The sequence below is a fragment of the candidate division WOR-3 bacterium genome (genome assembly GCA_016926475.1).
In the GTDB taxonomy this organism is placed as follows: Bacteria; SDB-A; SDB-A; order SDB-A; family SDB-A; genus JAFGIG01.
In genome coordinates this window covers 33,882-48,225 of the sequence record JAFGON010000073.1, presented here as the reverse complement: position 1 = coordinate 48,225, position 14,344 = coordinate 33,882, and the positions used below count along the sequence as shown (strand labels likewise).

General features: G+C 41.9%; 11 protein-coding genes. 7 read left to right on the top strand and 4 right to left on the bottom strand.

Features of this window, described 5'->3' with window-relative positions; genetic code table 11:
* Nucleotides 1-15: 15 nt before the first annotated feature.
* Complete coding sequence (locus JXA84_07370; GenBank protein MBN1151020.1) at nt 16-2,199, bottom strand: tetratricopeptide repeat protein; 2,184 nt, start codon at nt 2,197-2,199, stop codon at nt 16-18.
* 96 nt (nt 2,200-2,295) lie between these two features.
* Between JXA84_07370 and JXA84_07365 the strand changes: the two genes are divergently transcribed.
* Entirely contained in the window at nt 2,296-2,928 is a 633-nt protein-coding gene (locus JXA84_07365) for an adenylate/guanylate cyclase domain-containing protein (GenBank protein ID MBN1151019.1), read from the top strand.
* Nucleotides 2,929-3,188: 260 nt separating this feature from the next.
* On the opposite strand, the gene JXA84_07360 is transcribed toward JXA84_07365, so the two are convergent.
* A complete protein-coding gene (locus tag JXA84_07360) occupies nt 3,189-4,052 on the bottom strand; it encodes a hypothetical protein (GenBank protein MBN1151018.1) in 864 nt (287 codons plus the stop codon).
* A gap of 69 nt (nt 4,053-4,121) precedes the next feature.
* On the opposite strand from JXA84_07360, the gene JXA84_07355 reads away from it, so the two are divergent.
* Genes JXA84_07355 through JXA84_07345 form a run of 3 tightly spaced genes read left to right on the top strand, consistent with a single transcriptional unit; the run spans nt 4,122 to nt 8,636 of the window.
* The gene (locus tag JXA84_07355; protein MBN1151017.1) at nt 4,122-7,550 is read left to right on the top strand and encodes a tetratricopeptide repeat protein; all 3,429 of its coding nucleotides are present in this window, start codon (nt 4,122-4,124) and stop codon (nt 7,548-7,550) included.
* Nucleotides 7,522-8,175, top strand: a complete 654-nt coding sequence (locus JXA84_07350) for a hypothetical protein (protein ID MBN1151016.1) — start codon at nt 7,522-7,524, stop codon at nt 8,173-8,175. Before JXA84_07355 ends, JXA84_07350 begins: the two co-directional genes overlap by 29 nt.
* Nucleotides 8,172-8,636 carry an N-acetyltransferase gene (locus JXA84_07345; GenBank protein ID MBN1151015.1) on the top strand — a complete coding sequence of 155 codons (465 nt, stop codon included), beginning with the start codon at nt 8,172-8,174 and terminating at the stop codon, nt 8,634-8,636. The genes JXA84_07350 and JXA84_07345 overlap by 4 nt, the downstream gene beginning before the upstream one ends.
* A gap of 11 nt (nt 8,637-8,647) precedes the next feature.
* Here the strand turns inward: JXA84_07345 and ligA are convergent, their stop codons facing one another.
* Both ligA and JXA84_07335 read right to left on the bottom strand, forming a co-directional pair.
* Entirely contained in the window at nt 8,648-10,741 is a 2,094-nt protein-coding gene (gene ligA, locus JXA84_07340; protein ID MBN1151014.1) for an NAD-dependent DNA ligase LigA, read from the bottom strand.
* The gene (locus tag JXA84_07335; protein MBN1151013.1) at nt 10,636-11,178 is read right to left on the bottom strand and encodes a hypothetical protein; all 543 of its coding nucleotides are present in this window, start codon (nt 11,176-11,178) and stop codon (nt 10,636-10,638) included. Before JXA84_07335 ends, ligA begins: the two co-directional genes overlap by 106 nt.
* Nucleotides 11,179-11,317: 139 nt before the next feature.
* Between JXA84_07335 and JXA84_07330 the strand changes: the two genes are divergently transcribed.
* From JXA84_07330 to JXA84_07320, 3 genes are read left to right on the top strand one after another with little or no spacing between them, the layout of a single operon-like run.
* Nucleotides 11,318-12,628: a hypothetical protein gene (locus tag JXA84_07330; GenBank protein ID MBN1151012.1), complete on the top strand. Its 1,311-nt coding sequence runs from the start codon at nt 11,318-11,320 to the stop codon at nt 12,626-12,628.
* A gap of 54 nt (nt 12,629-12,682) precedes the next feature.
* On the top strand, nt 12,683-13,345 hold the full coding sequence (locus tag JXA84_07325) for a T9SS type A sorting domain-containing protein (protein ID MBN1151011.1): 663 nt from the start codon (nt 12,683-12,685) through the stop codon (nt 13,343-13,345).
* On the top strand, nt 13,342-14,337 hold the full coding sequence (locus JXA84_07320; protein MBN1151010.1) for a DUF4837 family protein: 996 nt from the start codon (nt 13,342-13,344) through the stop codon (nt 14,335-14,337). The genes JXA84_07325 and JXA84_07320 overlap by 4 nt, the downstream gene beginning before the upstream one ends.
* The last annotated feature ends 7 nt before the right edge of the window (nt 14,338-14,344 follow it).

The window sequence follows — 14,344 nt, the reverse complement described above, 5'->3', positions numbered from 1 at the left end:
TTAAAAAACATCAAATTAAAGGTCTTGTTTAATCTCTTCCGAAAGAGATGAGGCGATTCTTCTCTCTGAAACAGCTTTTTCAGTTTGACCAATAGCTTCATATACAAGCGCGAGGGCGAGGTGGCTCTGGATTGACTCATAGTCGAGAGAAACTGCTTTTTTTAGATAGTATAAAGCGTTTTCAAAATCTCCTTTGTAGTAAAAACACAGTCCGATATTGTTGTATGCGGGAGCAAAATCAGGATTTAATTGGGTGGATTTCATGAGAAGAGTCAGTGCGGAATCGTAATTGTTGTTTTGTGACAGCAAAAGTGAATAATTGAAATAGCCCTCGTAATTACCCGCGTCGATTGCTATCGCATTTTCATAGTCGTTCGCTGATTCCTGTAATCTGCCGCTAGCGTGATGGATTCTCGCCCTGCCCAACAGGGCAGATATTGATTTTCTGTCGTATTCGAGAATTTGGTTGTATTGTATAATCGCCGAATCTTGAAATCCGAAGTATTCATACTTTATGGCGAGATTTATGCGCGCTTGTGTGTATCGAGGGTTGATCCGTATAGCCCTTTTCCAATTTTCAATGGCTAGGGAATCTTGACCTTCGAGAGAATTCACGACCGCTAAATTGTTGTAAACCCTGAACTCTTCAGGATGGAGGGATTTTTCGCGCTCGTAAAAGTATTTAGCCGAGTTGAGGTCTCCGCATCTTTGGGAGATCAACCCCAAGTTCAAATTAGCTCTGGGGTAGACGGGGTTCAACCTCAGGCAGGTTTGAAATTCAAGGGAGGCTTTTCCGAGGTCGGATTTGTTGAGGTGTTTCAAACCCAAGTTGAAGTGGTGCATTGCCTGCGATGAAAAGTCGGATTTTATCCATTCGTAGTTTGAAAACAGGAAAAGTATCAAAAAAAGGGGCAACGAAAAGGCTAAAAACCTCTTATTCTTCAGCTCTTGATAAATTTTAACGGTGAAGAAAGCGGCGAAAATAGAAAACAGCGGCAAAAGAGGAGCCCTTAGTCTGCTGAAGACGAAAAATACGATTATCGAAACTGCATAAGATAAAACAGTGAGAACAAGAGGCAGCGCTTTACGGTTCCGGAGGGAAACTATCATTCCGGACAATCCAAGAGGAAGCAGTATTCCTGAAGGTATAAAAAGGCTCCAACCCATGGGCAGGGGGATCTTTTTTACAAAAAATGACAGAAATGTTCCCCGGGTAGCGAGGTATATGTTTTTGTTGTTGGGAATTTCGAAACCGTAAAAAAAATACGCGGTTTTTTTTAAAATCAGAACTATGAAAAATACCGGATTTTCTCCAATTTCCTTGAATGTTTTATTAGACCAAAAACCTGAGGCTTCGAAAGGTTTCATTGTTCTTCCGGTCTCTCTTTCGGCTAGGGCTATTTCGTCCCAATCGTCTCCGGCTCCGGGTATAACCGCGGTCATTCCGTCTGAAAGTCTGTTGTTGCCGATGTAAAAAATAACTCCGCCCTGGGAGGATATAGGAACGAAATCTTTACCCGCAAAGAAATTACTGAGAGTGACTGGAATTATCGGAATTATCAACCCGAAGATCAAGAGCAGGTTTTTTTTGATAAGAGTCTTCTTGCCCCGTATCACAGAAACGGCTATTAGAACCGTCGCCGCGGCTAGAAAGTTGGGCCTCGTTATAGATGCGAGGCCGAAAGCAAAACCTGTAAAAAAGTATAAAACCGAAGATCCGGATCTATGAGTTCGGAGAAAAAGATAAATAGAAAATAGGATTAGAAAAGTCAGTAGAGTCGGCATGAGTATTTCGCCTGAAAAGTAAATCAGCACTCCGTTCAATGAGACGAAGAAAAAAGATGTCCAGGCGGTTTTTTTACCGAAAATATTTTTCGCGATGAAAAAAACGAATATCGAAGATATCGAATTTAAAAAAATCTGTATAAGTCTCGGCATGAAAGGAGTCCAGTCGAAGACTGCGTAGATGAGACCTAAAAAATACTGATAAAAAGGAGCTTTGTGAAAGACTTCATTTCCGAAAATGTCTCCTTGAGCGATCGCCCGGGCGTATTTGTCGAAATACATCGAATCGCCGAGGTAATAACCGAAAAATGGTTTTTTTGAGATTTGAAGCAAATACAAAACGCCTACGAGAGTGAAAATTCCCGCAAGAGAAAATAGCGCAAAAGTTTCTTTTTTCACTGGTTTAAATCGCATATTCACTCCGAGGTCTGTTTGTCGTATCCTTAAAAAGGTATTTTACCAGATGTTATTGATTTTTGACATATCATAGAATCGAGCGGGGAGGTCTTTATGATTTATTCGAGAAACATAAGGTTTTCTTCTTCAGAAGAGAGACTTTCAAAACTGTTGTCCAAAAGGTTGGAAGTTGGCGCAGACAAGGAAAAGATTGACGAAAAAATTTGGGACCTTTTCGGTGAACAATGGGCGGTAATGTTCACCGACCTTACCGGTTTTTCGAGAAAAGTGGAGAAGTTTGGAATAATTCATTTTCTGCAGACAATTTATGAATCCGAAAGGATTCTCGTGCCTATTATTGAAGAGTTTGACGGCATTTTGATTAAAATGGAAGGTGACAGCATGCTCGTGATATTCAGAAATGTCGAAAAGGCGGTGTCATGTTCACTTGCGATGCAGGAGCATCTGAAAGAATACAACAGGGCAAAAACCGGTGAAGAAAAGATTCTTTTGTGCGTCGGGATAAGCTGGGGAAAAATACTCAAAATAGGCGATTATGACGTCTATGGATCGGCTGTCAACAAGTCAAGTAAATTAGGAGAAGAGGTTGCTTTCTCGGGAGAAGTCCTTGTAACGGAAGAAGTCGTTGAACTCTGCAGGGAGAAATTTTGTTTCAAAGAGCACTCTGTTAAAGAAATATCAGGGTTGATGTCAAAAATTTTTATTCTCGATATGAAATGGGAATGACATCGAGAACAGAGCTGAATCTCCGCCCGAAGTTATTTCCGGTACATTTGCTTTCATGTCAATCATCTCAGAAATTCGAAAACTGGATACAAATAATGGATCAGATATCCGATAAAACACTATGAATATTACTTAAAACTTTTGACGCTTAGAAATAACACTTTTCACGGGACTGTTTTTTTTCATGGTACTTATAAACCAACTTTAGATTTCACGATATTGAAATCAAAAGAGGATAAAACCCAACCGACACGGCTTTTTTATTGATTGATTATTTTCACTGGTAGAGAAAATCCCTTTGAATAATACTGCCAGTCGTCAGTGAAAAGGGTTCTTCTGTCAAAAGCGTCGAAAGTGAAATGGACGATCTCAGTCATGCTCGTGTCTCTGAGCGCTATATTTCTTGAGTGGATTCCTGTTTGAATTTCGCCCAGCGCCACTCTATGTTTCATGCCGGGCCAGGTGATGTGGAGAAACAACGATGCTTGATTTCCTCTCGTAAATACAGTCGTTGTGAAGGTGTCGTTCAGCCTTATTCTCACGAGCTCGTAAAAACTGTCAGAAATCTGATTAAGGCTTTCGAAGTAGTGACGGGTTAAGTGATAAGTAGTGTCTGGCAGAGCTATGACAACGCTGTCTATCATTATTTCTGTGTTTTGAGAGTTTATCACGGGCATTGATATACCCCTGAGTTTCCAGCCACGGTTTGGATCGTTCGCGCCGCCGACTCTAATAAACCTCGCGATGCGAATTACATTGTCTGAATATACCTTAACGACAGAATCAACGCCGAGGCTTTCTGCAAAAAAGATTTTTAGTTCTCCCGATTGATTGTATATAAAGGATACGTCGGCAGTATCGTTGTCTATGCTGATGTCCAAGTCTTTTTCAAATTCAGTGGGTATGTCCCTGTACCAAAACAGAGGTTGTATATCGCCTCTTTTGTTGTTTCCTGAGACGGTGTCTTCGGAACCGTAATGGGAAGGGTCTCCAAGAAGGTTGGCGTATTCGTCGTTAATGAGATTGGTGATGGCGTTTAAATCGAGTGAACCTGGGTCTTCGGGAGAGTTGCTGGAGCATGAGATTAAAATGGCTGCCAAAAAAACGACCCAATATTTCTTCATATTCACCTCCGATATAAAATCTTATCGTTTGCTCGATGAACCGCAAATATTATATCATACATTTTACCTATGGAAGAAAAAATACTCGCATTTATACCGGATTTTATTTTTAGAAAAAAGGTTCGGAATGAAAAAAAAGGATCATTCAGGGGTTCGGCTCTTTTCGTAGATGTTTCCGGATTCACTTGTAAAACTGAAAACCTTTTCAAGAAGGCCGACACCGGAGCAGAAAAAATTTCCCGTATATTATTCTCGGCTTTCGACATGCCCCTGAGAGCTGTGTATGAAAACGGCGGGTTTGTATCAGGATTCGCGGGAGATGCTTTTCTCGCAATATTTCCGGGGGACAAAGGAAGGTCTGTTTGTAAAACTGTTGAGAAAATGCCTAAGATATTTCAAAACGGTCCGGCCAGAGGGCTCACTCTCAAATACGGTTTTTCTAACGGTGAAATAAAATGGGGGATAACAGGAAACGCTGAAAGATCATTTTATTATTTTTCCGGTGAAGCGGTGAGAAAAGCTTTTGCCGCCGAAAATCCCTCCATCGGAAATTGCTCAAATTCGCAAAAGATGTTGACTTTTGAAGATCATGGAACACAACTTGAAACAGTTCAAAAACATTTTTTCCCCGAGGAAATATTCGCTGCTTCTCTCAGATCCGAAATCAGGATGATTGTGACGGTTTTTGTGAAGTTTGGAGAAGACTCTTCACACAAGTCAATCGACATAGCTTCAAAAGTCTGTTTTGAACTATCAAAAAAATATTGGGGCTATTTCAACAAAATTGAGTACAACGACAAAGGTCTTACTGCCCTTGTTGTTTTCGGCGCTCCAAAAGCCCGTGAGAACGCCGACCTGCTTTCCCTAAAATTTTGCATCGAGATGATATCGAAATTTCCTGAAGCCAAAATCGGAGTCGATTACGGGCTCGCTTACGCTGGTTTGACAGGCTGTGTTTTCAGGAACGAATGGACGGTGATTGGAGACTCTGTCAATACAGCCGCTCGAATAATGTCAACCGCGGACAAGGGAGAAGTTCTTGTGTCTGTTAATTTAGTTAATTTCTCAACTGACATAGCTGTTTTTGACTTGAAGAAAACTGAGTCACTGAAGGGGAAAAAAGGACCTCAAAAGTTGTTTTCACTAAGAGAATTGAAAAAGCTCTCGAACCAAAGGTACCACACTCCGTTTACCGGAAGAAAAAAAGACATATCCGAGCTTTCAAAATCACTGGAAACGGTTTTGGGAAAAGACGGGAAAAATCCGATTTTCATTACCGGAGAAGTAGGTATCGGAAAGACAAGACTCGTAGAAGAATTTTTGAAAAGCCTTGATGCTGGATATGATGTCACGAGACTTAAATGCGATGGCACTGTTAGCGAACCCTGGAATCCTTTTAAACCTTGGCTTAAAGAGTTCATGGGGATCACCGATGATAAAAGAAAGAGCTTAATCAAAGACATACAAAACAAGCTTCAGGGAAATTTTTTAGATTTGAATCCTTATTCGAGCTTCATAGCTTCGATGTGCGGATATAAAATTTCCAACAGCTTATACGAACAGACCGATGAAGCTGGGAGGCTTCAGATACAGATCTATTGCCTTACAAGATTGATAGAAGAAAAATCTTCCGGTAAAAAAGCCGTAGTGGTTGTCGATGATTTTCAGTTTATAGACGAATTGTCGAGAAAATTCATCGAGAAAATCATCCGCGCTAAAAAAGACATGAAAATCGGCATAATTCTCGTTTCGAGAAAAGTTGATTGGGTCAAGGACTTGATATGCAAAAACAAATACGCGGAGATAGACCTAAAATCGCTTAATAAAAAAATTATTGAGACGATAATCGGGCACTATGGCTTGTATGGAAAATCCGAGATTGCAAAAACGTTAATACAAAAATCCCAGGGCAATCCTTTTTTCGCGGAACAGCTTGCAATTTCATTGAAAGAAAACGTAAAAGAGAAGGAAATCCCACAGACAAAACTCCCGAGGACCATCTACGGCGTTTTGACTTCGCGAATAGACTCTCTCGAGAATTACACGAAAGAAACAGTAAAAACAGCATCTGTCCTGGGGTATGCTTTTTTTAAAAGAATACTCGAAAAACTCGATGGGTTGAAAAGTCAGGATTTAGATCAATATTTGATTGAAGCTATTGATAAAAATGTCTTCGTTGAAAAAGGTGGCAACTACCTGTCTTTTTCACATAATCTGCTTCAAGAAGCTGCTTACAACCTCTTGATGCCATCAGAACGCAAAGAGCTTCACAGGAAAGCTCTTGCCGCAATGGAAGCGAACCGTGAAACGGAAACGGCGAGAATATACGAGCAGGCTAAAAGGTGCGGTTTGACGGATAAATGGCTTTATTGGGCTAAAGTGCACGCTGAAAACCTCGTCGAGAAATACGCCCTTGAGGAGGCAAAAAAGATTTTTTCGGAGATCGCGGTGTTTCACAGAAAAAAATCGAACGAAGAGCAGTACTCCCATACGACTCTTCAATTATCCAAGATACTCGAAATGAAAGGTGAAAAATCGCATGCTTTGAAAGCTCTTAAAAATGCACTTGCCTCAGCCAAAAAGGTCAAAAATTCGGAACTGGTTTCAATAATTCTCGTCAACAAGGCTGGAGTGGAATTGGCTATGGGCGATATCTTGAAAGCGGAGAAAACTCTAAAGAGGAGCGCAGGTATCATAAACAAAAAATCCTCGACAGAAACTTTTCTCGACATGGAAAACCTTCAAGGCCTGATTCTCAGAAATCAAAACAAATTAAATGAAGCTCTCGAAAAATACGAAGAAGCCCTTGAAATAGCGACAAAAAATTCATTGGCTTTGGGGCAGATTAAAATATTGATGAACATGTCCGCAGTCTTCAATCTAGTTGGGGATTATGAAAATTCCGAAAAATGTTTGATCAAATGCGAAAATATCAAAGAATTCAGGAAAAACAAAAGACTTCAAGCCGGTGTTTACAACAATCTCGGAATAAACTACCTCAACAGAGGTCTTGTAAAAAAATCTCTGTCTTCTTTCAAAAAATCCTATGGCATAAAAAAGAAAATAGGAGACCTTTCGGGTCAAGCTTCCTCGCTTCACAACATGGGGTCTATACAGATGAAGATAGGAGAAAAGGAGAAAGCAGAGGCTTTGCTCTCTGAATCGATAGACCTTTACAGGAAAACCGAAGCAAAGTTAGGTCTAATGCGGACACTTACGACCATGGGGGCTCTTTTTGAAAGCGATTTGGAGAAAGCGCTTTCTTTTTACAAAGAAGCTCTGTCTATCGCTTTGGCTTCGAATTCAGCTGAAGAAACAGTTATTCTATTCAACATCGGCGAAGCTTACAGGGTTAAAGGTGGGAAAGCCGAAGCTATTGCAAGTTTTAAAAAATCACTTAAATCCTCAGAGAAGCATAGGGATGAGAGGTTGAAAAAAACGATAATCAGCAGTATTGAACAACTGAAAAATGAAAAAAAGAGTAATACTTTTCGGTAAGGGTTCACTCTCTCTGAAAATCGCGGATTATTTCAGGAAAAACTCTTTATATGACCTTTTGTGCGTCGTGCCCGTGATTCCGGAACCAGAATGGACGGAATCTCTATCCGAATTCTGCCGCTTAAGCGGCATATCCCTTGTTGAATCGGGTGAATACAGTGATGTCGATTTCCAGGGCAAGTGTGATTTGGGTGTTTCGATTTTTTACGACAGGATTTTCAAGAAGGATTTTCTCGAAAGATTTGAAAAGATGATAAACATTCATCCCGGTCTGCTTCCGGAATACAGAGGTCTGAATCCTATCAATTGGGCGCTGAAAAACGAAGAAGAATTTCACGGTGCCACAATACATTTGGTAGACGAGGGAATTGACACCGGACCTATTATATCCATGGTTAAATTCAAGATATTTCCTCGAATTGAAGAAGTCAGGGACGTGTACAGAAGGACTCTTGATTATGCCTGGATTTTGTTTCTTCACACGATAGAAAAAATTGATTTAATCGAACCTGTAGTTCAAGACGGGGGAAAAGCAGGTTATCACAGCGCTTATGACAGACGCTTTTTGGAAGAAAGAAGCGATTTCACGAGAGAAATCTCTCTGGGCAAAGGAGATTCTAAATGAATTACTGTGTGATTTCAGAAGATGTAAAACTTGGAAAAGACGTCAAAATATTCAATTTCGTCAATCTTTACGGATGTGATATTGGAGACGGAACAAAAATTGGCGCTTTCGTCGAAATACAGAAAAATGCAAAGGTGGGTAAAAACTGCAAAATATCCAGCCACACTTTTATATGTGAAGGTGTTGTAATTGAGGATTGCTGCTTCATAGGTCACGGAGTGACTTTCATCAACGACAAGTATCCGAAAGCCGTCAACGACGACGGATCGTTGAAAACCGAGGATGACTGGTCTTGTGTCCGGACATACGTACGCAAGGGTGTTTCGGTGGGCAGTGGGGCGACGATCCTGTGCGGAGTCACTATCGGCGCAAACTCCGTAATAGGAGCCGGAGCTGTAGTTACCAAAGACGTCCCCGAAAATTCCGTTGTGGCAGGCGTTCCCGCGAAACTGATGCAGTAACTGTGTTTATTTCACGAGGGCTGGCTTTTGAGAAGTTCCAAAAATTCCTTTTCTCCGATTATTTTGACACCGAGTTCCTTAGCTTTTTTTAGTTTGGATCCCGGGTATTCACCGCATAATAGATAATCTGTTTTCAGACTCAGCGAAGATGTGACTTTACCTCCGGAATTTTCAATGATTTCTTTAATGTATTCGCGAGGGTTTGACAATGTGCCGGTTATTACGAATGTTTTGTCTCCGAGAATGCCGCCCGAAGAAATTTGTCCTTCAGATTTCAATTTCACATTGGCTAATTCGAGTTTGTCGATCATTTTTTTGGTTGTATTGAGTTTGAAAAAATCGACAATCGCTTTTGAGACTATAGGTCCTATGTCAGGAATTTCAACCAATTTTTCAGTTGAAACATTGGACAAATCTCTGATTGAGGAAAAATGCAAGGCGAGATTCTTCGCCGTTTTCACTCCGACGTTGGGTATTCCTATTGCGGTGATTACTTTGTGAAAAGGAGCAGATTTACTCTTTATAATCGATTGAATTATGTTATCCGTCGACTTTTCTCCCATCCTTTCGATATTCGAAATGTCGTCTTTTTTAAGGAAATAAAGGTCAGCCGGATCCAGGACAAGGCTTTTTTCAACGAGTTTTTCGGCAAATTTTTCTCCGATGCCCTCAATGTCCATAGCTCCTCTTGAGACAAAGTGCAGAATTTTGGCTTTGAGCTGAGCCGGGCAGGCTGGGGAAATGCACCTGTATGCGGTTTCCCCTTCGTAGTGGACTACTTCACTTCCGCAGACTGGACAGTTTTTGGGCATTTTAAAAGGTTTTGATCTGTCTTCATGGCTCAACACTTCCACGACTTTCGGGATAATTTCCCCCCCCTTTTCAATCAGAACCTCGTCTCCGACTCTCACTCCGAGTCTCTCGATTTCGTCGGCGTTGTATAGTGAAGCGCGCGATATGACGGTCCCTTTTAATCTCACAGGAACCATGAGAGCCACAGGGGTCAAAAAACCTGTCCTTCCAACTTGAACGACTATTTTGTTGATCTTCGTCTTAGCCCTTTCAGTTGGAAATTTATAGGCTATAGCCCACCTTGGGGATCGCATTGTCTGTCCGAGAATTCGTCTGAGGTTTATGTCGTCAACTTTTACAACCAAGCCATCGACTCCGAAACGTAGATCATCGCGTTTTTTCTCCCATGATTTGCACTCTTCAATAATTTCATCCACTCCATTCAAAACCTTCGACGGGAAAAATACTGGCAGTCCGAAATCGTGCAGCCTAGCGACAGCTTCCGAATGTTTTTCCCAGCTATCTCCCACGACAGTGTGAAAAAGGATGTCGAGCTCGCGCGAAGAGACGACTGAAGGATCGAGGTTTTTCAAAGAACCCGCTGCGGCGTTTCTCGTGTTGGCGAAAAGCTCTTGTCCGCTTTCTTCTCTTTCTCTGTTGAGTTTTAGGAGAATTTCGGTTCTCATGTAGACTTCGCCTCTAATTTCGAGGATTTGCGGGAAATCGGCAGAAGAGATCAGTTTGAGAGGCAGGGATTTGATGGTCTTTATGTTGGCGGTGATATCGTCGCCTTCATTTCCGTCTCCTCTCGTGATTCCGGCTTTATAGACTCCATTTTTGTAAATTACAGAAACAGCGACTCCGTCAATTTTCGGCTCGACTACGTATTGTATCGATCTTGAGGATAAAGCCTCTTTTATTCTCTTGTCGAAATCCTCAATTTCTTCGAAAGTATAAGTGTTGTCGAGTGAGAGCATGGGAATTTTATGCTTGACCTGGTTAAATTTTCCGGACGGTTTTTCCCCGACCCTCTGAGTCGGTGAATCAGGAGTCTTGAATTCGGGGTTTTCTTCTTCAAGTTTTTTAAGCTTGGAAAACAGCCTGTCGTAAGCCTCGTCCGTTATGGTGGGGCTGTCTAATACGTAGTATTCGTAATCCCTTTTCCTTATAGTATCTCTAAGACTTTCAATTTCGGCGAGGACGTCTTTCAGAATTTCACTGCTTTCGCGATTATAAGATTTCCGACCTCTTGAAAATTGATGTCTGTAAAATCGAGCATGAACTTTCTGATTGTTTCCATGTCGTAATCGCAAAATACTTCCCCAGTGTAAGGCGGTGTACAAGCCAACCGGCCGTAGTTTATTAATTCTCCTTCTTCCCACCAAGGCGGATGAAAGCCGATTTTCGGTAAAGTAAAAACAGCCAACCCCTTTTCCTTCAATGTCGAGCTCACTGAGTAGATGAAAGATTTAGATTCGTCATACATCATTCCCGAAAGAACTCCGAAAAATACGATTACGTCGAACTTCTCATGGTTGCCGAAAGGCGAAAATAGAAGACTGCCGTATTTCATTAAAGCGCGGGGAGACAATTTTTGACAAAGTTGAAGGTTGTCTAAATTCATGTCCAAACCCGTGACGGAAAAACCCATGTCGGTAAAAAGTTTGATCCTCTTCGAGCATGGGTTTATCTCAAGCAGTCTGTCCCCTTTTTTAGGGTAAGGCGTTAGAAAAGCTTTCAAATCAAACATATTTTTCTCCGCGAAGTTTTGTATATTCACAAACCAAAACTTATAGTATATTCAAATATAATTAAAACATGCTATACTTTACGTTGCAATAACTTAAGGATTTAGTGTGTTTTCATACTCTAATGATAAGGAGTAAACCATGGGCTTTTTTTTGTCATTGTTCTGTATAATCCAAACATTTAGCTATTCCGTTAGGGTAAATTTGGACGCGGACAACACTTCACTGACTGGCTATGGTGAATACACTTTGATTTCAGCACTAGACCTGGACTATTTTGGAAGAGCTTTTCTCCCTGTCTTGCCTGCAAAACGTTTGCAGATTCTCCTTCCCTACGACGCCGAACTCAAAAGCATCAAAACAGAAGGATCAGATCCATGCTTCGTAGGTTATGTGCCCTTGCCTCTGCCAGCCCTGGTTCAGGCTCCTCTCGGGATGAGACAAGAGGTTTTCATGAGAACAGACCCGTCGGTTTACGACGGTTTTGAAAAGTATCCCGCAAGTATTCTCCAGAATAGCCATTTTGGCAACCAGGCTGGTTTTAAAATTCTCAGTGTTTTACTTGTTCCATACAGCTGGTATCCCCAGACAGGCGAATTGACGATGCACGAAAATGTGACCATCACGGTCGAATACGACAGAACCTCCGCGACTCAAAATCTGACTCCTCTCGCTTTTGAAATACACAAAAAGATAATTAGCGGGATTGTGTGCAATCCGGAAATGCTTCATCAATGGTCACCTTCAGTCCGTGATGGCAATTTCGATTACCTCATCATAGCGCCCTCAAGCTACTTGGCGACAGCTGCTATTGATTCTCTTGTCAGCCACAAGTCGAGCAGGGGTCTTGTCTGCGACACAGCGTCAAAGGAGATGATTTCGTCTTCGGTTAGCGGTTCTGATCTTCCTGAAAAAATCAGGAATTACATTATTCAAAGGCATCAAACCGATGGAATAACATTCGTCTTGCTAGTAGGCGATAAAAACCTTCTTCAGCCCCGAGAAATATTTTTAAACTGCAGAGATACAAACGGAGTATATTATGACGACAGCGCTCCGGTTGACCTCTATTTCGCCGATCTTGACGGAGATTGGAATTTCAATTCTGACAACAGGTACGGACAGCCAGATGACAGTCTCGATTTGTACGCAGATGTTTTCGTCGGAAGACTTGTAGTCTCTTCGATTTCGCAGCTCAGTGTCAATGTCGAAAAAATCTGCCAATACGAGACGGACCCGCCTCAGGGTCAATGGAGGACAAGAAGTCTTTTGGCGGGAGCGGTTCTTTTCGAAAATCAGTATTACACAATTACGGGAGAAGCCGTCTGCGAATCAATAGCAGACCATCTCCCATCGAATTGGCACCATGTCAAAATGTATGAAACTCTGTACGGCAACTCCCCCGAGGGAGCTATTGACTCGGTAAACGAGGGAGTCGCATGGACGCAATGAGCGGGCCATGGAAATCGATACGGCGTCTATTGGTACAATTCAAATAATGTGAGAATGCTCCACAACAATGATATACCGAACATGACAAACGCGGGTAAACTCGCGGTTCATACTTCAATTGCCTGCATGACCGGAGCTTATCATGAAGGCAGCTGCGCGGCAGTATCACTGCTCAACAAACAGGGGGGAGGGGGAATAATAAGCGATTTTAACACGAGCTACGGTTGGGAAGGTATTCTTCCGGCCATGGGACCGAGCGAGTATATGAATGTCTGGTTTGCAGAAGCTGTTTTCGACAGCTCAATAAACCAAATAGGCCCTGCTTTCTATGCTTCAAAAAATAAGCTGATACCTTTTTGGGATATAAATTATTACGGGGGTTACGACAGAAATCTTTATACTCTTCTCGACCGCACTTACTTCGGAGACCCTTCGCTTTGTTTTGTCGGGACGACGTCTGAAGTCGAAGAAGATTTACCGGTAGCGCTTGTCGGAACGGACGTAATTCAAATAAGCCTTCAAAAAAATTGGGCGCACGTACAATCCTCTGGTTTTTCCCAACTGAAAATATTCGATGTCTCCGGCAGAATGTTGCGCTCGTCGTATTTTTCAGATAGTTTTACCGTTGATATGACATCTCAACCTTCAGGGGTTTATGTTTTTGCGGTTGTTTCATCCTCAGGCACCCGCGTTGAAAGACTGGTTTACGTAAAATGAAAAAAATCTGTTTGTTTCCGGTGGTTTTGGGCGGTTTTTTATTTTCCTGCAGCGGAAACTATAGACCTCACGCTTTTGGCCCCAGAGACATTGTTCAGGTAGTCACCGACAGCACAACGTGGGAATTATGCCAAAACGAGGTCAAGGAAGTCCTCTGGGACACTCGTTACTACCCTTCTTTCGAGCATGTTTTCGACATAGAATGGGTGAGTCCCGATTTATTCTGGGAAGAGAAAACCGATTATTGGCGCAGGCACAACATTTTGTTTATTGTCACCCCGGAAAACAGAGAAGAAATGTGGAATTTGTTTCGTGAAAAAATACAGCCCACAACTGAATTGGAATCTTTTCAAGACGTGTGGGCATCGCCTCAGCTGATAATTGTTTTAAAATCCGATACTTCGAGTGTCGCCGGATTGGTCGAAGAAAACGGTGAAGAAATATTCCAATCCTTCTACAGAGCTTCTTCGGAAAGAATTGAATACATGATTTACGCTGGAGGATACCAAGAAAATCTTTCACTGGCTACGAGAGCACAATTCGGTTTTGACGTCATGATGCCCTATTATTATGTCGTTGCTGATTCTCAAGGATCTGTCGAGAAGGGGCATTTGATATCCGTTCAGCACATGCGTAGCGGCACAGACAACGCAGTAAGCCGTTATGTGTCTTTTTTCTGGTTTGAAGACTCTTCGGGCGAAATTCCTGATGCGGAAACTTTCAAGCTGTTCAGAGATAATATCTCGGAAGCTTTTTTCGAAGGCGATTCATGCGTTGTTGAAAGTTACGGAGAGGACGATATCGGCTGTTTCTATTCAGGTTTATGGCAGAACAGCCGAAAGAGCATTGGAGGTCCTTTCAAGTCTTGGATTTTATCAGAAAAGGGAAGAATATTTGTAATAGATGTACATCTTTTTGCCCCGGGGAACAAGAAATCATTTTACCTCGAGGAGTTAAGGCTTATAGCTAAAACTTTTAAAACGATATCTTAGGAGGCTA

What these genes read in the sequence shown, in the direction of transcription:
- JXA84_07370 (MBN1151020.1), bottom strand. Translation starts at nt 2,199, where the DNA reads ATGCGATTTAAACCAGTGAAAAAAGAAACTTTTGCGCTATTTTCTCTT.
- JXA84_07355 (MBN1151017.1), top strand. Translation starts at nt 4,122, where the DNA reads ATGGAAGAAAAAATACTCGCATTTATACCGGATTTTATTTTTAGAAAA.
- JXA84_07320 (MBN1151010.1), top strand. Translation starts at nt 13,342, where the DNA reads ATGAAAAAAATCTGTTTGTTTCCGGTGGTTTTGGGCGGTTTTTTATTT.
- JXA84_07330 (MBN1151012.1), top strand. Translation starts at nt 11,318, where the DNA reads ATGGGCTTTTTTTTGTCATTGTTCTGTATAATCCAAACATTTAGCTAT.
- JXA84_07335 (MBN1151013.1), bottom strand. Translation starts at nt 11,178, where the DNA reads ATGTTTGATTTGAAAGCTTTTCTAACGCCTTACCCTAAAAAAGGGGAC.
- JXA84_07365 (MBN1151019.1), top strand. Translation starts at nt 2,296, where the DNA reads ATGATTTATTCGAGAAACATAAGGTTTTCTTCTTCAGAAGAGAGACTT.
- JXA84_07345 (MBN1151015.1), top strand. Translation starts at nt 8,172, where the DNA reads ATGAATTACTGTGTGATTTCAGAAGATGTAAAACTTGGAAAAGACGTC.
- JXA84_07350 (MBN1151016.1), top strand. Translation starts at nt 7,522, where the DNA reads ATGAAAAAAAGAGTAATACTTTTCGGTAAGGGTTCACTCTCTCTGAAA.
- JXA84_07325 (MBN1151011.1), top strand. Translation starts at nt 12,683, where the DNA reads ATGCTCCACAACAATGATATACCGAACATGACAAACGCGGGTAAACTC.
- JXA84_07360 (MBN1151018.1), bottom strand. Translation starts at nt 4,052, where the DNA reads ATGAAGAAATATTGGGTCGTTTTTTTGGCAGCCATTTTAATCTCATGC.